This is a genomic window from Actinomycetospora sp. C-140, assembly GCF_054796175.1.
On sequence record NZ_JBTWNF010000012.1, the window covers coordinates 73,161 to 92,786 of the forward strand.

General features: G+C 76.9%; 20 protein-coding genes. 6 read left to right on the top strand and 14 right to left on the bottom strand.

Annotated elements, in window-relative coordinates; all coding sequences use genetic code 11:
- Positions 1-31: 31 nt before the first annotated feature.
- The 3 genes from ACR9E3_RS20020 to ACR9E3_RS20030 are packed head-to-tail and all read left to right on the top strand — an operon-like array spanning position 32 to position 3,281.
- The gene (locus ACR9E3_RS20020) at positions 32-1,132 is read left to right on the top strand and encodes a precorrin-3B synthase (protein WP_460382278.1); all 1,101 of its coding nucleotides are present in this window, start codon (positions 32-34) and stop codon (positions 1,130-1,132) included.
- Complete coding sequence (locus ACR9E3_RS20025; protein ID WP_460382279.1) at positions 1,129-1,785, top strand: precorrin-8X methylmutase; 657 nt, start codon at positions 1,129-1,131, stop codon at positions 1,783-1,785. Before ACR9E3_RS20020 ends, ACR9E3_RS20025 begins: the two co-directional genes overlap by 4 nt.
- Complete coding sequence (locus tag ACR9E3_RS20030) at positions 1,782-3,281, top strand: precorrin-2 C(20)-methyltransferase (protein ID WP_460382280.1); 1,500 nt, start codon at positions 1,782-1,784, stop codon at positions 3,279-3,281. The genes ACR9E3_RS20025 and ACR9E3_RS20030 overlap by 4 nt, the downstream gene beginning before the upstream one ends.
- A gap of 1 nt (position 3,282) precedes the next feature.
- On the opposite strand, the gene ACR9E3_RS20035 is transcribed toward ACR9E3_RS20030, so the two are convergent.
- From ACR9E3_RS20035 to ACR9E3_RS20045, 3 genes are read right to left on the bottom strand one after another with little or no spacing between them, the layout of a single operon-like run.
- The gene (locus ACR9E3_RS20035) at positions 3,283-3,468 is read right to left on the bottom strand and encodes a hypothetical protein (RefSeq protein ID WP_285658834.1); all 186 of its coding nucleotides are present in this window, start codon (positions 3,466-3,468) and stop codon (positions 3,283-3,285) included.
- A gap of 13 nt (positions 3,469-3,481) precedes the next feature.
- Positions 3,482-3,883, bottom strand: a complete 402-nt coding sequence (locus ACR9E3_RS20040; RefSeq protein ID WP_460382281.1) for a hypothetical protein — start codon at positions 3,881-3,883, stop codon at positions 3,482-3,484.
- Positions 3,880-4,236, bottom strand: a complete 357-nt coding sequence (locus ACR9E3_RS20045) for a VOC family protein (RefSeq protein WP_285658836.1) — start codon at positions 4,234-4,236, stop codon at positions 3,880-3,882. Before ACR9E3_RS20045 ends, ACR9E3_RS20040 begins: the two co-directional genes overlap by 4 nt.
- A 95-nt stretch (positions 4,237-4,331) precedes the next feature.
- Here ACR9E3_RS20045 and ACR9E3_RS20050 point away from each other — a divergent pair, with 95 nt between their 5' ends.
- Positions 4,332-7,112 carry a DUF2232 domain-containing protein gene (locus tag ACR9E3_RS20050; RefSeq protein WP_460382282.1) on the top strand — a complete coding sequence of 927 codons (2,781 nt, stop codon included), beginning with the start codon at positions 4,332-4,334 and terminating at the stop codon, positions 7,110-7,112.
- A gap of 145 nt (positions 7,113-7,257) precedes the next feature.
- Here ACR9E3_RS20050 and ACR9E3_RS20055 read toward each other — a convergent pair whose 3' ends face one another.
- The 4 genes from ACR9E3_RS20055 to ACR9E3_RS20070 form a co-directional block, all read right to left on the bottom strand.
- Complete coding sequence (locus tag ACR9E3_RS20055; RefSeq protein ID WP_460382283.1) at positions 7,258-7,992, bottom strand: cobalt-precorrin-6A reductase; 735 nt, start codon at positions 7,990-7,992, stop codon at positions 7,258-7,260.
- Positions 7,993-8,134: 142 nt separating this feature from the next.
- Entirely contained in the window at positions 8,135-8,878 is a 744-nt protein-coding gene (gene cobM / locus ACR9E3_RS20060) for a precorrin-4 C(11)-methyltransferase (RefSeq protein ID WP_460382284.1), read from the bottom strand.
- On the bottom strand, positions 8,875-10,077 hold the full coding sequence (gene cbiE / locus ACR9E3_RS20065) for a precorrin-6y C5,15-methyltransferase (decarboxylating) subunit CbiE (RefSeq protein WP_460382286.1): 1,203 nt from the start codon (positions 10,075-10,077) through the stop codon (positions 8,875-8,877). The genes cobM and cbiE overlap by 4 nt, the downstream gene beginning before the upstream one ends.
- Before the next feature lie 46 nt (positions 10,078-10,123).
- A complete protein-coding gene (locus tag ACR9E3_RS20070; RefSeq protein WP_460382287.1) occupies positions 10,124-10,936 on the bottom strand; it encodes a PaaX family transcriptional regulator C-terminal domain-containing protein in 813 nt (270 codons plus the stop codon).
- Positions 10,937-10,957: 21 nt separating this feature from the next.
- Here ACR9E3_RS20070 and ACR9E3_RS20075 point away from each other — a divergent pair, with 21 nt between their 5' ends.
- Entirely contained in the window at positions 10,958-11,614 is a 657-nt protein-coding gene (locus ACR9E3_RS20075; RefSeq protein WP_460382288.1) for a VC0807 family protein, read from the top strand.
- On the opposite strand, the gene ACR9E3_RS20080 is transcribed toward ACR9E3_RS20075, so the two are convergent.
- From ACR9E3_RS20080 to ACR9E3_RS20105, 6 genes are all read right to left on the bottom strand, one after another.
- On the bottom strand, positions 11,602-12,348 hold the full coding sequence (locus tag ACR9E3_RS20080; RefSeq protein ID WP_460382289.1) for a PaaI family thioesterase: 747 nt from the start codon (positions 12,346-12,348) through the stop codon (positions 11,602-11,604). The two genes, ACR9E3_RS20075 and ACR9E3_RS20080, sit on opposite strands and share 13 nt — an antisense overlap.
- 20 nt (positions 12,349-12,368) lie before the next feature.
- On the bottom strand, positions 12,369-13,265 hold the full coding sequence (locus ACR9E3_RS20085) for an oxidoreductase (protein ID WP_460382290.1): 897 nt from the start codon (positions 13,263-13,265) through the stop codon (positions 12,369-12,371).
- 40 nt (positions 13,266-13,305) lie between these two features.
- On the bottom strand, positions 13,306-14,046 hold the full coding sequence (locus ACR9E3_RS20090; protein WP_460382291.1) for an alpha/beta fold hydrolase: 741 nt from the start codon (positions 14,044-14,046) through the stop codon (positions 13,306-13,308).
- A gap of 63 nt (positions 14,047-14,109) precedes the next feature.
- On the bottom strand, positions 14,110-14,472 hold the full coding sequence (locus ACR9E3_RS20095; protein ID WP_460382292.1) for a cupin domain-containing protein: 363 nt from the start codon (positions 14,470-14,472) through the stop codon (positions 14,110-14,112).
- 137 nt (positions 14,473-14,609) lie between these two features.
- Positions 14,610-15,254, bottom strand: a complete 645-nt coding sequence (locus ACR9E3_RS20100; protein WP_460382293.1) for a response regulator transcription factor — start codon at positions 15,252-15,254, stop codon at positions 14,610-14,612.
- Positions 15,242-17,005, bottom strand: coding sequence for a sensor histidine kinase (locus ACR9E3_RS20105; protein WP_460382294.1), 1,764 nt, complete (start codon positions 17,003-17,005; stop codon positions 15,242-15,244). The genes ACR9E3_RS20100 and ACR9E3_RS20105 overlap by 13 nt, the downstream gene beginning before the upstream one ends.
- A gap of 242 nt (positions 17,006-17,247) precedes the next feature.
- Here ACR9E3_RS20105 and ACR9E3_RS20110 point away from each other — a divergent pair, with 242 nt between their 5' ends.
- Positions 17,248-18,504 carry a M23 family metallopeptidase gene (locus tag ACR9E3_RS20110; protein ID WP_460382295.1) on the top strand — a complete coding sequence of 419 codons (1,257 nt, stop codon included), beginning with the start codon at positions 17,248-17,250 and terminating at the stop codon, positions 18,502-18,504.
- On the opposite strand, the gene ACR9E3_RS20115 is transcribed toward ACR9E3_RS20110, so the two are convergent.
- The gene (locus ACR9E3_RS20115; RefSeq protein WP_460382296.1) at positions 18,465-19,601 is read right to left on the bottom strand and encodes a DUF418 domain-containing protein; all 1,137 of its coding nucleotides are present in this window, start codon (positions 19,599-19,601) and stop codon (positions 18,465-18,467) included. The two genes, ACR9E3_RS20110 and ACR9E3_RS20115, sit on opposite strands and share 40 nt — an antisense overlap.
- Positions 19,602-19,626: the final 25 nt, after the last annotated feature.

Here is a 19,626-nt window from a genome sequence, read left to right on the forward strand (position 1 = left end):
TTGAGAACGAGTCGTGGCTACTGTGTCACGGATGCCCGCGACCCGACGACGTGACGGTGGCACACCGGTGCGCGCCCGGCCGGACGCGTGCCCCGGCGCCTGGCGCCGCCACGAGGCCGCCGACGGGGCGCTCGCGCGTTTCCGTCCGGTGGGCGGGGCGACCGGCGCCGCCGAGCTCCGCCTGCTCGCCGCCGCCGCCGACACCGCTCCGCTCGAGCTGACGTCACGGGGATCCTGGCAGGTGCGGGGGCTCTCGGGCCAGGGCGCGGACGATCTCGCCGCCGCGTTGTCGCGCGTCGGCGGCACGGCGCCCCTGCTGGACGCGCGGGGGCGCGACGTCCCCTGCAGCGTCGTCGCCTCGCCCCGCACGCCGGCCGTCGACGCCCCGGCCCGCGCGATCGCCGACGCGCTGCGCGGCCGCACCGACGTCCCGGGCCGCCTGCTCGTCGCGGTCGACGACGGCTCCGGCGACGTGCGGGGCCTCGACGCCGACGTCACGGTCGTCCTCGGCGGGGTCCTGCACCTCGCCGGCACCCCGACCGACCTGACGGGCGACCCCGCCACCCTGGCCCTCGCCGCGATCGAGGCGTTCCTCGCCGTGCGCGGCGACGCCTGGCGGGTAGCCGAGGTCGGCGCCTCCCCGGTCCTCGGTGCCCTGCGGGCATGTGAGCACTTCGGAGTGCCAGAGCACTCCGAAGTGCTCACGAGCCCGCAGGGCACCGTCGAGGTCCTCCCCCGGCTCGGCGAGGTCGAGGCGACGACCGCCGGAATCCTCGCCGACCTCGTCGACAAAGGCGCGACGCTGCGGGTCACGCCGTGGCGCACGGTGGTCCTGCGCGACGCCCCCGCGGACGCCCGCACGCGGCTCGAGGGGCACGTCGAGACCGGGCCGTCGCCGTGGTCGACGCTCTCGGCGTGCGTCGGCGCGCCGCGCTGTGCCAAGTCGCACACCGACGTCCGGGGCGATCTCACCCGCGCCGTCGCCCGCGGGCAGGCGGGGGGCCTGCTCCCGGCGCACTGGGTCGGCTGCGAGCGCGCCTGCGGGACGCCGGCCGGCCCCGTCGCCGTGGTGGAGGGCACGCCCTCCGGTGTCTATCGCACGGTCGTCCGAGCAGGGAGGGTGAGCCGGTGAGCGCCGGTCCCACGACGTCGTCCGTCCCGGCGTACATCGCCGACGGACCGGAGATCTACCGCCGCTCCTTCGCGATCATCCGTGCCGAGGCGGACCTCGCGCACCTCCCCGGCGACGCCCACGACGTCGTCATCCGCATGATCCACTCGTGCGGGATGGTCGACCTCGCCGCCGACACCGAGGTCTCCCCCGGCGCGATCGCCGCGGCGCAGCGGGCGCTGCGCGCGGGCGCCCCGGTGCTCTGCGACGCCGAGATGGTCGCCAGCGGGATCACCCGGCGCTTCCTGCCCGCCGGCAACGAGGTGCTCTGCACGCTCAACGACCCGCGCGTCCCGGACCTCGCCGCGAAGGAAGGGACCACGCGCAGCGCCGCCGCCCTCGAGCTGTGGCGCGAGCACCTCGACGGCGCCGTCGTCGCCATCGGCAACGCACCGACCGCCCTGTTCCGGCTGCTGGAGATGATCGAGCAGGGCGCGCCGCGGCCCGCCGTCGTGCTCGGGCTGCCCGTCGGGTTCGTCGGGGCGATGGAGTCGAAGGCGGCGCTCGTCGGGCACACGTCCCGCCTCGAGCACGTCGTCGTCCACGGACGGCGCGGCGGCTCGGCCATGACGGTCGGCGCCGTGAACGCGCTGGCGCTCGGGACCACCGCATGAGCGGGACCCTCTACGGCGTCGGGGTCGGCCCCGGCGACCCGTCGCTGATGACGGTGCGCGCCGTCGACCTCGTGCGCGGCGCCGACGTCGTCGCCTACCACTGCGCGCGCCACGGCCGCTCGCACGCGCGCTCGATCGTCGCGCAGTACCTCGGCACGCAGGTGGAGGAGCAGCTCACCTACCCCGTCACGACGGAGTCGACCGGCGACTACCAGGGCGCCCTCGACGCCTTCTACGCCGAGGCCGCCGCCCGCCTCGCCGCGCACCTCGACGCCGGCCGCGACGTCGTCGTGGTCGCCGAGGGCGACCCGTTCTTCTACGGCTCCTACATGCACCTGCACAAGCGGCTGGCCGACCGCTACCCCACCGAGGTGGTGCCCGGCGTGACCTCGGTGGCCGCCGCGGCCGCGTCGCTGGGCCGGCCGCTGGTCGAGCGGGACGAGGTGCTCACGGTGCTGCCCGGCACGCTGCCGCCCGACGAGCTGGCCGCCCGCCTCGCCGACACCGACGCCGCGGCGGTGATGAAGCTCGGGCGCACGTTCACGAACGTCCGCGCCGCGCTCGCGACCGCGGGCCGGCTCGAGGAGGCGTGCTACGTCGAGCGGGCCTCGACCGCCGCGGAGCGCACCGCGCCGCTCGCGGACGTCGACCCGGCGTCGGTGCCGTACTTCGCCGTCGGGGTGGTCCCCTCGCGGGTGCACGCCGACACGACCCCGGCCGCCCGCGCGGAGACCGCGTCGGCGATGGCCGGTCGTGCCGCGGGCGAGGTCGTCGTCGTCGGCCTCGGTCCGGGCGCCCGCGACCGCCTCACGCCCGAGGCCTCCGCCGCCCTGGCGGCCGCCGACGACGTCGTCGGCTACGCCACCTACACCGCGCGCGTCGCCCCGAACCCGCGGCAGCGGGTGCACGCCTCGGACAACCGCGTCGAGTCCGAGCGGGCCGCGTTCGCGCTCGACCTGGCCCGCGGCGGGCGGCGGGTGGCCGTGGTGTCCTCCGGCGACCCGGGGGTGTTCGCGATGGCCTCGGCGGTGGTCGAGGTCGCCGCGTCCGACTACCCCGACGTGCCGGTCCGGGTGGTGCCCGGGGTGTCGGCGGCGCAGGCCGTGGCCGCCCGCGTCGGCGCCCCGCTGGGCCACGACTACGCGATGATCTCGCTGTCCGACCGGCTCAAGCCCTGGGACGTCGTCGAGCGCCGGCTCGCGGCGGTGGCCGACGCCGACATGGCCGTCGCGCTGTACAACCCGGGCTCGCGGTCACGGACCTGGCAGGTCGAGGCGGCCCGCGACGTGCTGCTGAAGTACCGCGACCCGTCCACGCCCGTGGTGGTCGGCCGGGACGTCGACGGCCCCGAGGAGACCGTGCGCGTGGTGCGCCTGGCCGACCTCGAGCCGGGCGAGGTCGACATGCGCACGCTGCTGATCGTGGGGTCGTCGAGCACGCAGTGGCCCGCGGCCGGCACCGTGTTCACGCCGCGGCGCCACGAGGGGCCCCGGTAGCTCAGTCCCCCTCGAGCGGCACCCAGTTCCACGTCTCGTCGGCCCGGTCGCGCCCGACCAGCCGCCCGCACGTCGGGCAGAACAGCTCGTAGGCCGCCATGTACTCGTTGCCGGTGTCGTAACCGCTCACGACCCAGCTGTGCTGCCGTCCGCCGAGGCAGAGCCAGCGTTCGTCATCGTCGCTCACCCGGGTGATCGTGTCAGGCCACCTGGGTCAGCGTCGCGGACTCGGCCGGGCGGGTCTCCCACTGGTCCAGCGGGAGGTCGCCGACCGTGGCGAACAGCTCGCCCATCCCCGCCTGCATCGCCTCGGCCGACGCCCAGACCGACAGCGCGATGATCCGCGAGCCGTCGGGTTCCTCGAAGGCCCCGATCTCGTCGAGGCCCGCGATGTGGGTGGACGTCTCGCGGATGACGGCCATCGCGGCGATCATGTCCGCGCGGTGCTCGGGCCTGGGGTAGTGGACGACCTGGAACAGGACGCGGGACACGGGGACTCCTCCGGGTTCGACGGCGGCGGCGTGCACGAGACGGCGGGCGTGCTCGAGCGCCGCGCCCCACAGCGTGGTGAGGACGCGGCGCCCCGAGAGTCCCGTCGTCACGCCCAGAGCCCCACGGGGTTCCCGTCGGGGTCGGCGACGACGGCGATGCGCCCGTAGTCGCCGGGCAGGTCCATCGGCGGGGCGAGGGTGTCGGCACCCAGCTCGCCGGCGCGCGCGAGGCCGGCCTCGAGGTCGTCGACGCGGACGTAGAACTTGACACCGGTGTCGCCCGGCGCCTGCGACGGGCCGATGCCACCGCCGATGGCGTCGGCACCCGCCCCGGTGTCGACCATCGCGTAGCCGTCCATCGCCGGGTCGGGCTCGGCCGACCACCCGAACATCGCGGTGTAGAAGTCCCGGATCTTCTCCGGGGCCGTGCTGGTGATCTCGAAGAACGCGACGGGACCGCCCATGGTGACCTCCTCGGTCGGGAAGGGGAACACCGACAACGTTAGTACTCGCTTCCGTTAGCGTCAACGCACGGATTGGCGACGGGCATACTGTCGCCGTGCGGCGCTTCCGCCGGTCGCCTCCGCGCCGGCCCCTCGACGCGGTGGAGCTGGCGGAGTCGGCCGCCCTCGGCGACCTCGTGGCCGTGGTGTGCGTGCTGACGCGCCTCTTCCCGATCGGCCCTCTCGGGGTCGTGATCGCCGCGTTCCCGCTCGCCGTCCTCACGGCCCGGCGCCCGGGGCGCGCCGGGCCGGTCGGGGTGCTCGTCGCCGTCGTGGTCGCGTTCCTCGTCGGCGGCGTCGGGCCGGCCACGTCGGCGGCGTCCGCGGCGACGCTCGGCTGGCTGATCGGGGTCGCCGCCCGCCGCGGCTGGTCGACGCCGCGGACCGCGCTGACCGGCGTCGTCACCCTCGCGCTGCCGGCGTCGCTCCTGGGCCTCGCGCTGCTCGCGGTGTTCCCCGCGTACCGGGAGCTCGTCCTCGACCAGCTGCGGACCTCGTGGAGCGGGCTCGCGCGGCTGATGCGCGGCGGCGTGCCCGAGCCGGTCGTGGCCGCCGGGGACCGTGCCGTCGCGGCGATCACCGACTACTGGTGGGTGACGCTGCCCTCCATCGCCGTGATCAGCTCGCTGATCGGCGTGGCGCTGGCCGCGCTCGTGCTGGCCCGCCCGCTGCGCGCGGTGCGCCGGCTGCTGCCCACCGACCTCGCCGGTCGCCTGCCCGCCGGGCGCAGCGCCGAGGAGGTCGCCCCGCTGCCGTTGCGGCTGCGGGGGGTCGCGCTGCCGTCGGGCCCGCCGGTCGACCTCGACCTCGACGCCGGGCGCTTCGTCGTCGTCACCGGCCCGAACGGCGCCGGCAAATCGACGCTCGGGCGCGTGGTGGCGGGGCGGGCGCCGGCCGCCGGCACCGCCGAGCGCCCCGGGGACGCCGGGCTGGGCGTCGTGGGCGGCACGGGCATGGTGTTCCAGCGCCCGGACAGCCAGGTGCTGGGCGTGCGCGTCGCCGACGACCTGCGGTGGGGGCTGCCGCCCGGCGAGGACGTCCCGGTCGGCGAGCTGCTGGCCCGTGTCGGGCTCGGCGGCGCCGAGGACCGGGAGACCGCGACGCTCTCGGGCGGCGAGCTGCAGCGCCTCGCGGTCGCGGCGCTGCTCGCCCGCCGGCCCGCGGTCGTCGTCAGCGACGAGAGCACCGCGATGCTCGACCCCGACGGGCGCACCGAGGTCACCGACCTGCTGCGCAGCCTCACCCGCGCCGAGCGGGTCGCGGTCCTGCACATCACCCACCACGACCCCGGCACCGCCGACGCGACCCTCGCCCTGCCCGGCCCGTCCGCGGGGCCCGCGCCGACCGGCGTGGCGTGGGGTCCGCCCCGGCCGCCCGCGGGCGGCACGCTGCAGCTGCGCGGGGTCGACGTCGTCCACGACGCCGGCACGCCGTGGCGCCGCCCGGTGCTCACCGCGGTCGACCTGCGGATCCCCGCCGGGCACACGGTGCTCGTGACCGGCCCCAACGGCGCCGGGAAGACGAGCCTCGCCTGGCTGCTCGCGGGCCTGGCCACCCCCGCGCGCGGCACCGCGACCCTCGACGGGGCACCGCTGCGCAACGGCCGCGACGGGGCGCTGCTGGCCGTGCAGCACGCCCGCCCGGCGCTGCTGCGCCCGACCGTCGGCGAGGAGGTCGAGGACGCGGCCGGCGTCGGGCCCCGCACCGCCGACACCACGCTCGCCGCGCTCGGGCTCGACCCCGCCGCCTACCGCGACCGCAACGTCGACGAGCTCTCGGGCGGCGAGCAGCGCCGCGTCCTGCTCGCCGGGCTGCTGGGCGCCGGGCCGCGGGTGCTGGTGCTCGACGAGCCGCTCGCCGGGCTCGACACCGACGCCGCCGCGGCCGTCCGGAACGCGCTGCGCGCCGCGCGGGCGGCGGGGACCACGCTCGTCGTCGTCACCCACGACATCGCGCCGCTCGCCGATCTCGGCGACGCAGTCCTGCACGTCGAGGACGGCGCCGTGCACGGGCCGCCCGAGATGGTCACGACCCGCCCGTCGTCCGGCCCCGAGCGGCGGCGGCGCGGCGCGCTGGGCGCGGTGCGCACCCTGCCCGGGCCGTCGCCGATGCACCGGGTGTGGGCCGGGACGAAGATCGCCGCGCTGCTCGCCATGGCCCTCGCGCTCGCGATCGACCCGACGTGGCCGACGCTCGGCGCCGCGACGGCCGTGCTGCTGACCGGCGCGCTGGTCGCCCGCCTGCCCCGCGGCGCGATCCCCCGCCCGCCCCGCTGGCTGCTGATCTGGCTGCCCGCGATCGTGCTCTCGACGGTGAGCACCCGCCCGCCGCTGATCGACGTGCTCGGCACGGAGCTCAGCATCGGCGGCCTCGAGCGGGTCGTGCTGTTCCTCGGCACCACGCTCGTCTCGCTGCTCGGTGCCGCCCTGCTCGTCGCGACCACCCCGCTCGGCGCCTTCCCGCCGCTGCTCGAACGCCTGGTGCGGCTGGGGCGTCGCGTCGGCGTGACCCTGCGGACCCCGGCGACCGGGATCGCGCTGGGACTGCGCCTGGTCCCGCTCCTGCTCGCCGAGGGACGCACCGCCTGGCTCCTGCTCGGCCAGCGCCGGCCGGTGGGACGGGTCTCGGTGCCGCTGCGCGAGCAGGTCCGCCAGGGCGTCCGCACGGCGATGCTCGCCTGCGCCATGGCCACCCGCCGCGCCGCCGAGACCGGCGAGGCGATCACCGCCCGCGGCGGCCTCGGCGCGGTCGCGGGCCCCGACCAGCGCCCGGGCCGCCCGGACCTCGTCCTGCTCCTCGTCGTCGCGGCGATCCTCGCGGTCGGCCTCGCGTTCTAGGGGTTGTCAGCGAAGTGCCGTCACAGACGCTCAGCGTCCGTATCGGTACTTCGATCACCGGCGCAAGAGCACCGGCGTGTCGAGCGATGCGGCTTTCCTGGCAGATCCAACACAGCACGCCGACAGGGCCAGGATCGCCACACGCTCACCCGCGCGACACGCCGTCCGGCGCGATCCGGCTAAGCACCTCGTCGACGGAGCCGACGACGTCGACGCGCTCGGGCAGGGGCGGGCGGTCGACGAGGATCACCGGCAGCGCCCGCTCGCGCGCCGCGACGAGCTTCGCCTCCGTCGCACCGCCGGAGTCCTTGGCGACGACGACGGTGATGCGGTGCTCGTCGAGCAGCGCGCGCTCGTCGTCGAGGGCGAAGGGCCCGCAGGCGAGGAGGAGCTTGGAACGCTCAGGGAGCACGTCGGGCGTCTCGATCGCCCGCACGAGGAACCACGCGTCGACGTCGACGAAGGCCTCGACGCCCTGGCGTCCGGTGGCGAGCAGGACGCGCTCCCCCGGAGCGATCCGCGCGGCGGCGTCCTCGAGCGACGGCACCCGCGTCCACCGGTCCCCCGGACCGGCCGTCCACCCCGGCCGTCGCAGCACGATCAACCGGGTGCCGGTGCGGTCGGCGGCGTCGGCGGCGTGCGCGCTCATCGTCGCGGCGAAGGGGTGGGTCGCGTCGACGAGGACGTCGACGTCCTCCAGCGCCGCGGCCAGCCCGTCGACGCCCCCGAACCCGCCTGTGCGCACGTCGCCGTCGGGGAGCCGCGGATGTCGCGTCCGGCCGGCCAGGGACGTGGTGACGTCGACGCCGTCGGCGGCGAGCCGCGACGCCAGGTCCCGCGCCTCGGCCGTGCCGCCGAGGACGAGGACCCGGGGCGTCACGGGCGTCTCGCCGCGGGACGGAGGAACATGCCGCGGACCCGACGGCGAGCCCCGACCGTGATCAGGAGCGCGCCACGAACCTTGACGCGTCCCCGGACGTGCACACCGCGCTCCTGATCTCCACGCGGCGCCGCTACACCCCTCACGGCCGCGCGCGCGCCGCGGAGTACAGGTGCGAGTCGCAGCCGCCGGCCTCACCGACGACCGGTCCCACGACGATCACCGCCGTCCGCTGCACCCCGGCCTCCGCGACGCGGGCGGCGATGTCGGCGAGCGTCCCGCGCAGCACGACCTCGTCGTCGCGCGACGCCCGCGCCACGACCGCCACGGGTTCGGTCGCGGGGCGGTGCCGCCGGAGCGCCTCCACCACCGCGTCGCAGCGCTGCACGGCCAGGTGCAGCACGAGCGTCCCGCCCGCCGCGGCCCAGACGTCGAGCGACTCCCCCGCCGGCATCGGGGTCGCGTTCGCCGCGTCGCGGGTGAGCACGACGGACTGGCCGACGCCGGGCACGGTCAGCTCGGTGCGCAGGGCGGCGGCCGCCGCGGCGAACGCCGGCACCCCGGGCACGATCTCCCACGGCACGCCGGCGTCGTCGAGGCGGCGCGTCTGCTCGGCGACCGCCGAGAACACCGCCGGGTCCCCGGAGCACAGCCGCGCGACGTCGTGGCCCGCCGCGTGCGCCTCCACGAGCGACGCGGTGATCTCGTCGAGGGTCATCCGCGCGGTGTCGACCTTGTGCGCGTGCGGCGGGCACTGCGCGAGCAGCTCCTCGGGCACCAGCGAGCCCGCGTACAGGCAGACCGGGCTGGTCGCGAGCGCGCGCAGCCCGCGCACGGTGATGAGGTCGGGGGCGCCGGGCCCGGCACCGACGAAGCGGACGGTCACGCAGGGTCCTTCCGTGCGACGAGCTGGGTGACGCCGGCCAGCGGGCGCCAGCCGCCGAACCGCCCGACCGGCGCGACGCGCTCGATCCCGATCCGGCGCAGGGCGCCGCCGTGCGCGGCCCGGAACGCGACGAGCGCGGCCTCACCCTCGACGGTGACGGTGTTGACGACGAGCCGGCCGCCCGGGCGCAGCGCGGCCCAGACGGCGTCGAGCATCCCGTCGGTCGAGGCGCCCCCGCCGACGAAGACCGCGTCGGGCGGGTCCAGGGCGGAGAGCGCCTCGGGAGCCTTCCCGACGACCACGCGCAGCCCGGGCACCCCCAGCGCCGTGGCGTTGGCCGAGATCCGTGTCGCCCGGTCGGACCGCACCTCGACGCTCACGGCGCGGCACGCGGGGTGGTGGCGCATCCACTCGATCCCGATGCTGCCCGCGCCGCCCCCGACGTCCCAGAGCAGCGCGCCCGGCGCCGGGCGCAACGCCGCCACCGAGAGCGCGCGGACCTCGGCCTTGGTCAGCTGGCCGTCGTGGTCGTAGACGTCGTCCGGCAACCCCGGGGCACGTCCGAGCAGCGGGTCGGCGGGGATCTCGGGGCAGGTCACGGCGACGACGGCGAGCGGGTCGCCCGGGGCGTGGGTCCAGTCCGCGGCGGTGCCGTCGACCCGCGACTCCTCCGGCGCGCCGAGCGACGCCAGCACCGTCAGCCGCGCCTCGCCGTAACCCCACGAGGTCAGCGCGGCGGCGAGCGCGGCAGGGGCGTCGGCGTCGGGGACGAGCACGAGCAGGCGCCGCCGCGGCGCGAGCGCGGCCCGGACCGCGTCGAGCGGGCGCCCGACCGTCGAGAGGACCTCCACGTCCTGCGCCGCCCAGCCCAGCCGCCCGCACGCGAGCGCCAGCGACGAGGGCGCGGGCAGCACGGTCGCGTCGGGCGCGTGACCGAGGACGGCGGAGCCGATGCCGTAGAACGTGGGGTCGCCGCTGGCGAGGACGACGAGCGTCCGGTCGGCGTGCTCGGCGAGCAGGCCCGGCAGCGCGGGCATCAGCGGCGTGGGCCAGATGACCTGCTCGGCGGACAGCGACGGCAGCAGGGCGAGCTGACGGGGCGCGCCCAGGACCACGTCGGCCTTGCCCAGCGCGGTGCGCGCGGGCTCGCCCAGCCCGGGCCACCCCTCGGCGCCGATCCCGACCACGGTCACGCTCACCGCGCCACCTCATCACGCCGGCGCCCACGCGGGCAGGCGAGGCTCGTCACCCACCGTTCGCCGCGACGCGCGCCGCGACGAACGCGCGCGCCGCCGGCAGCCAGCGCGCGGCGAGGGCGCCGAGGTCGCGGCGCAAGGGGTCGCCCGGCCAGTGCTGCGGCCGGAGCTCGGGCGGCAGGCCGGGGTCGCGCAGCAGGTCGACGTTGGCCTGGTTCGTCAGCGCGGCGAGGCGGCGCAGCGTGTCCGCGGTCGCCGGCGGGTCGTCGACCTCCCCGAGCGCGGCACGGACGGCGGCGTGGTGGCCGCGCAGGTCGGCCGCGAGGCCCTCCAGGTCCCACGCCGCCGACACCGCGCCGGGGACGTCACGGGCGTCCAGCGCCAGCCGCGCCCGGCGGACCACCGCGTCCGGCGGCACCGGACCCAGCGCGGCCTCGAGCTCCGCCCACCGGTCGGCGGCGGCGACCAGCACCCCGGGCTGCAGCGACCCGTACCCGAGGAGCCCGGCGACGCGACGCAGCCGGTCGCGGAACGCGCGCTCGCGCTCGGGGACGTGGTGGAGCACGGCGTGGAGCTGCCCGTCCCACGGCTCCCGGGGCGGCGGTGGCGACTGCAGCGACGCCACCTGCGCCGCGATCGGCCCGACGAGGCGGTGGTGGGTGCGGCGACCGCTGCGACGCCCCGCCAGCTGGCCCGCCGCGCGCATCCGCGCGAACAGCTGCCGGGCCGCCGCCGGCGAGAGACCGAGCTCGCCGAGCAGCTCGACCAGCGCCGCACCGGGCAGCTCCTCGCGACCGGAGATCGCGAACAGGTACGCGACGAGGCCCACGGTGGGGCTCCGACGCGCTACGCTCTCGCTCACGCTCGTGAATCCTAGCGTCACATGTGGGGGCCGACGGTGGCGAAGATCCTTCCCTGGGCGCTCACGGCGCTGCTCAGCGTCGCGTTCCCGATCGTCGCCTACGACGTCGCGACCGACCACGGCGTCGGCGAGGTCCCGGCACTGCTGCTCGGCGCGGTCGGCCCCGTGGTCGAACTGGTGATCACGGCCGTGTGGCGGCGGCGCCTCGACGAGTTCAGCACCGTCGTGCTCGTCTTCCTCGCGCTCGGTGTCGTCGCGGCGCTCTTCCTCGACGACCCGCGGCTGATCCTGCTCAAGGAGTCGGCGGTGACCGGCCTGTTCGGCCTCGTCCTGCTGGTGACGGTGCCGACCTCGCGTCCGCTGATGTTCCTGTTCGGGCGGCGGTTCGCCACGAACGGCGACCCGGAGCGCGTCGCGTGGTGGAACGGGCTGTGGGCCTACCCGGGCTTCCGGCGCACCCAGCGCGGGCTGACCCTGATGTGGGGCGCGACGTTCGTCCTCGAGGCCGTGGCCCGCGCGGTGCTGACCTACCGGCTGCCGGTGGCGACGATGGTCGTCGTCAACGCCGTCGTGCCGCCATTGGTCATCGGCCTGCTCGTCACGGCGACGGTCGTGTGGGCCCGCCGGTCGCAGCGCGCCGGGGAGGCACGGACCGCCGCGATGGCTCAGGCCGTGTAGCGCAGGCCCTCGACGGTCAGCACCGTGCGGCCGTCGTCGTCGCGCAGCGCGGCCCGGCCGGTGCGCAGGCGCCGGCCCCCGTGCTGGAGCTCGGCCTCCGTGTGGACCGCCCGCCCGTCGGCGGGCACGGCGCGCAGGAACGACGCGGTCGCCTCGTCGGGCGGGCCGCCCAGCAGCGGCTCGAGCGCCCGCGCGGGCAGCGACGCGAGCACCCCGCCCTGCACGACGCCGGCGTAGTTGACCGCGAGCGGGTCCGGCGGCGTGCCCTCGACGACGAGGTCGGCGGCCGACCGCGGGGGGGCCGACCAGTCCGGCGCGGCGCCGACGCGGGTGGCGGCGGCGACCGCGTCGGCCAGGATCGCGTTGCGGCCGTGCGCGCGGGCGACGGTCGCCCCGGCCGCGTCGGTGATCACGGCGGTGGAGAGCGCGACGTCCGGCCCGCGCTCGTCGAGGCAGCCGACGGCGTGCAGCGTCCCGCCGGCGACCGCGCGGGTGAGCACGTGCAGCGTCAGGCGCAGGGTGGTGATCCGTTCCCCGGCGCCGAGCGTCCCGGTGACCGCGAGACCCGACACGAAGTCGGCGAGCAGCCACAGGGCGGCGTCCAGCCCCGCGGGGGGAGCCGTCATCGTCGCGTCGGACCGCCCCGGCTCGATCGCGCGCAGCCGGGCGCCCACGACGGCGTGGACGGGGGCGAGCGGGAGGTCGCCGTCGACGCAGCGCTGCAGCTGCGTCAACGGCGCCTCCGTCGAGGTGGTCAGGACGGGGCGCCGGCGCGGATGCGCGGCGTCACCCCGGTGAGCTCGGACGCGAGGTCCCACAGCGCGGCCTGCACCTCGCGGTCGTGGGACGCGACCGTGGAGCCGACCGGCACGGGCGGCCCGGAGATCTCCTGGAACCCGCTCGGGCCGACGTAGGTGCCGCCGGGCAGGTCGGGCACCGTCGCGGCGTAGAGCGTGGGCTGGGCCCCCATCTCCGGGCCCTGGGCGACGACCTTGTTGAACAGGCCCATCACCGCGTCCTGCACCGACTCGGTGCGGCTCTGCAGGTTCGTGGCGCTGTAGCCGGGGTGGGCGGCCATCGAGCGCAGCGGCGAGCCGGCGGCGACGAACCGGTGCTCGAGCTCGTAGGCGAACATCAGGTCGGCGAGCTTGGACTGCCCGTAGGCGAGCCAGCGCTGGTAGCGCCGGCGGCGCCAGTTGAGGTCGGACAGGTCGATGCTGCCCATCCGGTGCACGGCGCTGGAGAGCGTCACGACCCGGTCGGTGATGACGTCGAGCAGCAGGCCGGTGAGCGCGAAGTGGCCGAGGAAGTTGGTGCCGACCTGCATCTCGAACCCGTCGGCGGTGCGCCGCTCGGGGATCGCCATCAGCCCGGCGTTGTTGATCAGGACGTCGACGGGCCCGTCGAGGTCGGCGACGAACGCGCGCACCGAGGCCAGGTCCGCCAGGTCGAGCCTGCGGACGTCGGTGTCGCCCCCGATCTCCGCCGCGGCCCGCGCCCCCTTCTCGGTGTCGCGCACGGCGAGCACCACGTGGGCGCCGGCCCGCGCCAGCTCCCGGGAGGCCTCGAGCCCGATCCCCGAGTTGGCGCCGGTGACGACGAACGTCCGCCCGGTCTGGTCTCCGATGTCGGCGGGGGTCCACACAGCCATGCGCCCATCGTGCCCTGACCGGCGGGGGACCAAACGGTGGTCAGGGTCGCACGGGGGGTCGCACGAGGACCTCGGCCAGCCGGCGGTAGACCTCGACGTTGACGCCGAGGCCGACGTGGCTGCCGCGGACCTCGATGCTCTCGGCGTCGTCCGGCCGGCACGACGAGGGTCGGACGATCCCGTCCTCGGCGCTCCAGATGGTGACGAGCGGGGGTGCGGCGGGGGCGACGAGGTCGCCGCCGAACGGGCAGGGGCACCGGACGGTCAGGCAGTGCGGGCGATGGGGGCGCACGAGGTTCTGGGCGACGCGGGCGCCGCTGACCGCCGCGAGCGTCAGCACCGACGCGTCGAGCTGGGAGGCCAGCGGGCTGCCGAGCGCCACGACGCGGCGCACGCGCTCGGGGCTGCGGGCGGCCAGGGCGCGGGCGAGCAGGCCGCCGCGGCTGTGCCCGACGAGGGTGACCGGGGCGCCGGCGCGCTCGGCGACCTCGGTGAGCCTGCGGTCCAGGCGACGCACGGCGGCCTCGGAGCAGTCGACGTTCCAGGCGATCCCCGAGCGGTAGGAGCGGTGCCCGACGCGGCGGAGCCAGTCGTGCAGGACGGTGAGCGTCAGATCGCCGGCGAGGAACCCTGGCACGAGCAGGACCGGGTCGCCGTCGCCGTGCGGGACGCCGTCACCGCGCCACGTGTCGCTGACCATGAGCCGCGCCAGCTCCAGGTGCACCCGCGCCTCGCCCAGCGGGTGCCCCCACCAGCGCACCGGCGGTGGCAGTTCCCTCATCGCCCCCGACCCTATGTGAGCGAACTTTGGGCCTATAGGCCCAAAGTTCGCTCACGTATCGGGTCAGCCGCGGGCGTACGTCTCGGCGGTCTTGGTCTCGAACTCCAGGCCGACGACGGGGTCGTCGCCGACCACCCAGGCATCGTGCCCGGGCTCGAGCCGGTAGCACTCCCCCGCGCCGAGGTCGGCCTCCGTGCCGTCGTCGGCCACCACGTGCATGCGTCCCGACACCAGGTAGCCGAGGTGCGCGGCCTGGCAGCTCGTCCCGCCCACGACCGGCTTGATGCACGCCGACCAGCGCCACCCTGGCTGGAGCGTGAGGCGGGCGACGGAGGCGCCGCCGAGCGACACCACCTGCAGCGTGGTCTTCTCCGGCGCGCGGGTCTCGTCGGGGGCGGACATGTCGCGGTGCTCGATGGCGGACATCGTGGTCTCCTCTGCGGTCTCCTGTTCTCCGCGGCTCCGAGCGCCACGGGTCGCCCAGTGTGAGCGCTGCAGCCCGGATGAGCGTCGGCCGTCACCCGTTGGGCCCAGCGTCCGCTCACCCACGGTTCCCGCGGTCGTCAGCGCGCCCGCGTGAGGTAGCGGACGACCGCGAGGACCCGCCGGTGGTCGTCGTCGGTCGCTACGAGACCGAGGGCGTCGTAGATCCCCGACGAGTGCGCGACGACGGCCTTCTCGGTGATCGACAGCCGGCGGGCGATCGCGCTGTTCGTCCGGCCCTCGGCGAGGAGGGCGAGGACCTGCCGCCGCCGGGGCCCGAGGCGCTCGATGGCGTCGTCGTGGCGGGACATCATGGCCGCGACGACCTCCGGGTCGAGCGCGGTGCCGCCGGCCGCGACGCGGCGCAGGTCGTCGCAGAAGCCCACACCGTCGGCGATCCGGTGCTTGAGCAGGTACCCGACGCCGGCGGCCCGGTCGCCGAGCAGCTCGAGCGCGTACCGGCGCTGGACGTGCTGGGACAGGACGACGACCCCCGTTCCCGGGACCTCCGCGCGGACGCGCACCGCGGCGCGCAGGCCGTCGTCGGTGTGCCGCGGCGGCATCCGGATGTCGGTGAGCAGCACGTCGGGCCGACACCGCCGCACGAGGGCGACGACCTCCTCGGCGTCCGCCGCGCTGCCCGCGACCTCGATCCCGGCGCGCTCGAGGACGAGGACCAGCCCCTCGCGCAGGAGGGCCTCGTCCTCACCGATCACGACCCGCACGGCACCTCCACGACCAGCCTGGTCCCGCGGCCCGGGACGCTGTCGAGCACGACCGTGCCCCCGAGCGCCCCGGCGCGGTCCGCGATGCCCCGCAGGCCGGCCCCCGCACCGACCACGGCGCCGCCCGTCCCGTCGTCGAGGACGGCCACCCGGAGCCGGTCGTCCCGTCGCAGCACCTCGACGCCGACCGACGTCGCCTGCGCGTGCTTCACCGCGTTCGTCACCGCCTCGACGACCACGTGGTAGGCGGTGCTCTCGACCGCCGGCGGCAGGGCGTCGTCGGCGCCCGGCGCGGTGGTGAGCACCAGCGGGAGCGGGCTGCGCTCCGCGAGGTCCTCCACCGCGGCGACCAGACCGCGCTCGATCAGCAGGGCGGGCAGCACGCCCTGGACCAGGTCGCGCAGCTCGGTGATGACGTCGTCGACCCCCCGGCGCACCGCGGCCAGCGACCCCTCCACGCCCACCGAGGCGACGGCGGCGCCGGAGGCGGTGACGGCGAGCATCACCAGGCGGCTCTGGAGCCGGTCGTGCAGGTCGCGCGCGAGCCGGCGCCGCTCGCCGTCCTCGGCGGCGAGCAGCCGGGACCGTGACGCGCGCAGCTCGTCCCGGCTGGCGAGCAGCTCGGCGGTGAGCCGCTCCCGGTCGGCCGCGAGCGCGATGATCCGGCCCGCCGCCTGGACCGGCTCCGGGTCCGGCAGCAGAGCGCGGTCGTGGACCACGACGGCGACCTCGCGCGCCCCTAGCACGACCGGCGCACCGACACGGTCGGCGCCGGGGGCCGGCACCGCGACCGGTGCCCCCGCCTCGTCGACCCACCGGGCGTCGGGCCCCTCGGGGCGGTCCACCCGGAACGCGAGCGTCAGCGACGGGTCGCCCAGCGCGCGGGCGAGGGCACCGCGCAGGTCGCCCTCGCGTCCGGGGCGCGCGATCCAGGCCGCGAGCTCCTCGAGCTCGCCGGTGCGGGCGAACCCGCCGCGGAGCATCGCCGCGGTGAACGCCACCGGGACGCCGGCCTGCACGAGCAGCTGCACGAGGGGCACGACGATCGGGTCGACCCCGGCGTAGCGGCTCAGCGCGCTGAGCACCGCCACCCCGAGCACCGCGACCGCCCCGTAGGCGTAGACCGGCGACAGTGCCCGGCGCCGCGCCCGGTCGGCGGTGACGAGCCGGCGCACGAGCACACCGGCGACGGCCCCGACGAGGAGCGCCGCGACGACGGACTGCGCCACCGAGGCCGCGTGCGCGACGTCCGGCCGGTCGGCGAGGAACAGCGGGTCGTAGGGCGGCGCCAGGGGCGTGGTCGCGTACCGCACCGGCTGGGGCACGACGGCGGTGACGTAGCCCGCCGCGGCGAGCAGGCGCGCACCGCGGCCGCCCAGGCGTCCCGACGGGAACGCCAGCAGCGCGTGCAGGACGACGGCGACGGGCACCCAGGCGGCGATCTGGCCCGCGGCGATCAGCAGCGGCACGAGCGTGTTGACCAGCCCCGCGACGAGCCAGGCGAGGCCGCCCGCGACGAGGAGGACGCCGGTGCGGTTGCTCGGGCGCCGCGCCCACGCGACCGCGCCCACGGCGACGTACACGACCCCGGTCGACGGGAGCAGGACGAGCAGCCCGTAGGGGGCCTCCCGGCTGCCCACGAGCAGGACCATCTCGATCGCCGCGGTGAGCAGGGTGGAGCCCACGAGCACGGCCAGGGCGAGGCGGAGCGTCCGCGTCGACGCGCTCGACCGCGTCCCCCCGGTGATCACGGGTGAACCGTGACACGCCGCCCGTGCCGGGTCGAGCACGTCCGTCGGCGACGCGACGAGGAGCCGCGGTGCCGCCGCGGCGCGGTGCGCCGACGGCACCCCGCGAACCGTAGGCGGGGGGCCGCCCACCGGGAAGGGACGTCGGCCCGGCCCCGGTACGGGACCTGGGTCCATGCCCCACGGCCCCCGGACTCCCTAGCGTCGGCCTGCGTCAGCCCGCCCCGCGACCCCCAGGAGCCGGTATGCGCCACGCCCGCCTCGCCGCCTCCGTCCTCGTGACGGCCCTGGCGCTCGCCGCGTGCGGCGGCACGGCCGGCACCGGACCTCCGCCGGCCGGTCCCGCCCCCCAGGACCCCGCGACGTTCCTGCCGCTGGTGATCACGCCGCTCGACCAGCCCCCGGCGCCGGTCCGCGGCACGGACGGCCGCTTCCACGTCGTCTACGAGCTGCAGGTGCTCAACGCCGGCCCGCGGGCCGCGACCCTGACCTCGATCGAGTCGCTCGCCGATGGCCCCGCCGGCCGGGTCGTCGGCGCCGTCTCCGGGGCCGAGGTGACGGCCCGGTCGCTGCTCGTCGGGGACTACACGCTCCCGCCGGTGCCGGTCTCCTCGATCCCGGGCGGACGGACGGCCCTGCTGGTCCTGGAGGATGTCTACGACCGCCCGGAGGCGGTGCCCGCCGCGATGGTGCACCGGGTCCGGGCCACCTTCGGGCCGCTGCCGGCCGGGCAGGCGGAGTTCGCCGAGAACTTCCCGGCCACCAGCGAGCAGGTCACGGGCCTGCCCGTGCGGGTCGACGGGCGCGCCCCGGTCGTGATCGGCCCGCCGCTCACCGGTCCGAGCTGGGTCGCCGTCAACGCGTGCTGCGAGCTGTCACCGCACCGCGGCGCGATGCTGCCGCTCGACGGGCGCATCAACGGCGCCGAGCGCTACGCGGTCGACTGGTCGCGCTTCGACCTGCGCGCCCGGCCCATCGTCGACCTGGCCGCGGGCACCCAGGCCACCTACGCCGGCGACCCGGCCCGCAACGAGAGCTACTTCACGTTCGACCAGCCCGTCCTCGCCGTCGCGGACGCCACCGTCGTCGCGGTCGTCGGCGACCTCCCGGAGGCGCCGCCGCACCAGTTCCTGCCGCTCCCCGCCAACGACCTGGGCGGGAACCGGGTCGTCCTCGACCTCGGCAACGGGGTCTTCGCCTTCTACGCGCACCTGGAGACCGGGTCGCCCGAGGTCCGCGTGGGCGACCGCGTCCGCCGCGGGCAGGAGATCGCGCGCACCGGGAACTCCGGCAACACCAGCGAGTCCCACCTGCACTTCCAGCTCATGGACTCCCCCCAGCCCCTCACGGCGACCAACCTGCCGTGGGTGATCGACACGCTGACCTACGTGGGCAGCGTGACCCCGGAGTCCGTGGTCACGGACACGGCGCCGGGTCCCCGCTCCGGGGAGCTGCCGTTGATCTACAGCGCGGTGGACTTCCCGGCGGCCCCGCCGGCGTAGGTCAGACGGCGGACGACCAGCTCGGCCGGGCCGCGATGACCGGCGCGGGCGAGCGGGCCGGCGACGAGCAGCCCGACGAGCCAGGTCGCCAGGCCCACGAGCGTCGCGGACGTCAGCGACGCCGTCGCACCGAGCCCGCCGGCGACCGTCGCGAACACGGCCACGAACACCACCGACTGCGACAGGTACAGCGTCATCGACCAGGTCCCCGACGCGGCGATCAGGTCCCGGCCGGGCCAGCGCACCGAGCCGAGCAGGCCCGTCACCCCGAGCAGCCCGAGCGCGCCCGCGTAGCCGCCGGCCGTGTGCGCCGCGCCCGCGACCGCGCCGACGGTCCCGGACGGCGCCCAGGCCCCGGCGACGGCCAGGGCCAGCGGGAGCCCGAGCACCACCGAGCCCAGCAGGCCCCCCAGCGCCCACCACCCCAGCCGGCCCCGGTGCGCCTCGGGCTCGTCGAGCGTCCTCGTCCGCGCGATCACGACGCCGACCAGCACCGCCGGCGCCGTGAGCAGCGCGGAGAAGACGGCCGTCACCAGCCACTCGCCCGGGTGCGCCGCGAGGAACGCGCCGAGGGTCGGCGCGGCGACCGAGGGCACCGTGGGCGCCCCCTGCGGCGTGCCCTGGCCCGCCCCGAGCAGTACCGAGAGGCCCGCGAACACCGCGGCCAGCACCCCCAGCGCCCGCGACGACACCGGCCGCGGGCCGGCCAGCGAGGGCGCGAGCAGCAGGACCACCAGCCCGTAGGCGCCGATGATGTCGCCGGGGAAGAGCAGGAACCCGTGCAGGGCGCCGATCCCGAGCAGCGCGAGGCCGCGCCGCTTGAGCACGCCGTCGGAGGTGGCCCGCTCGGCCAACCGCGCAACGCCGTAGCCGACGAGCGCGGCGAACAGCGGGTAGACGCGCCCGTCGACGAGCACCATCTGCACCGCGGCGAGCACCGCGTCCCCGCCGGTGAGCCCGGCCGGATAGCCGCGGTAGCCGATCGGGCGCGCGACGAGGTAGAGGTGCGCGTTGGCCACGGCGATCAGCGCCAGCATCAGCCCGCGGGCGAGGTCCGGGGTGACGCGTCGTGCGGCGAGATCCGTCGGTCCGGTCACGCTGGTCGTCCCCCCACTGCTCGTG

Coding starts and splice junctions, on each gene's coding strand:
- ACR9E3_RS20090 (WP_460382291.1), bottom strand. CDS start 14,046: ATGAGGGAACTGCCACCGCCGGTGCGCTGGTGGGGGCACCCGCTGGGC.
- ACR9E3_RS20110 (WP_460382295.1), top strand. CDS start 17,248: ATGCGCCACGCCCGCCTCGCCGCCTCCGTCCTCGTGACGGCCCTGGCG.
- ACR9E3_RS20095 (WP_460382292.1), bottom strand. CDS start 14,472: ATGTCCGCCATCGAGCACCGCGACATGTCCGCCCCCGACGAGACCCGC.
- ACR9E3_RS20045 (WP_285658836.1), bottom strand. CDS start 4,236: ATGGGCGGTCCCGTCGCGTTCTTCGAGATCACCAGCACGGCCCCGGAG.
- ACR9E3_RS20030 (WP_460382280.1), top strand. CDS start 1,782: ATGAGCGGGACCCTCTACGGCGTCGGGGTCGGCCCCGGCGACCCGTCG.
- ACR9E3_RS20075 (WP_460382288.1), top strand. CDS start 10,958: ATGTGGGGGCCGACGGTGGCGAAGATCCTTCCCTGGGCGCTCACGGCG.
- ACR9E3_RS20020 (WP_460382278.1), top strand. CDS start 32: ATGCCCGCGACCCGACGACGTGACGGTGGCACACCGGTGCGCGCCCGG.
- ACR9E3_RS20085 (WP_460382290.1), bottom strand. CDS start 13,265: ATGGCTGTGTGGACCCCCGCCGACATCGGAGACCAGACCGGGCGGACG.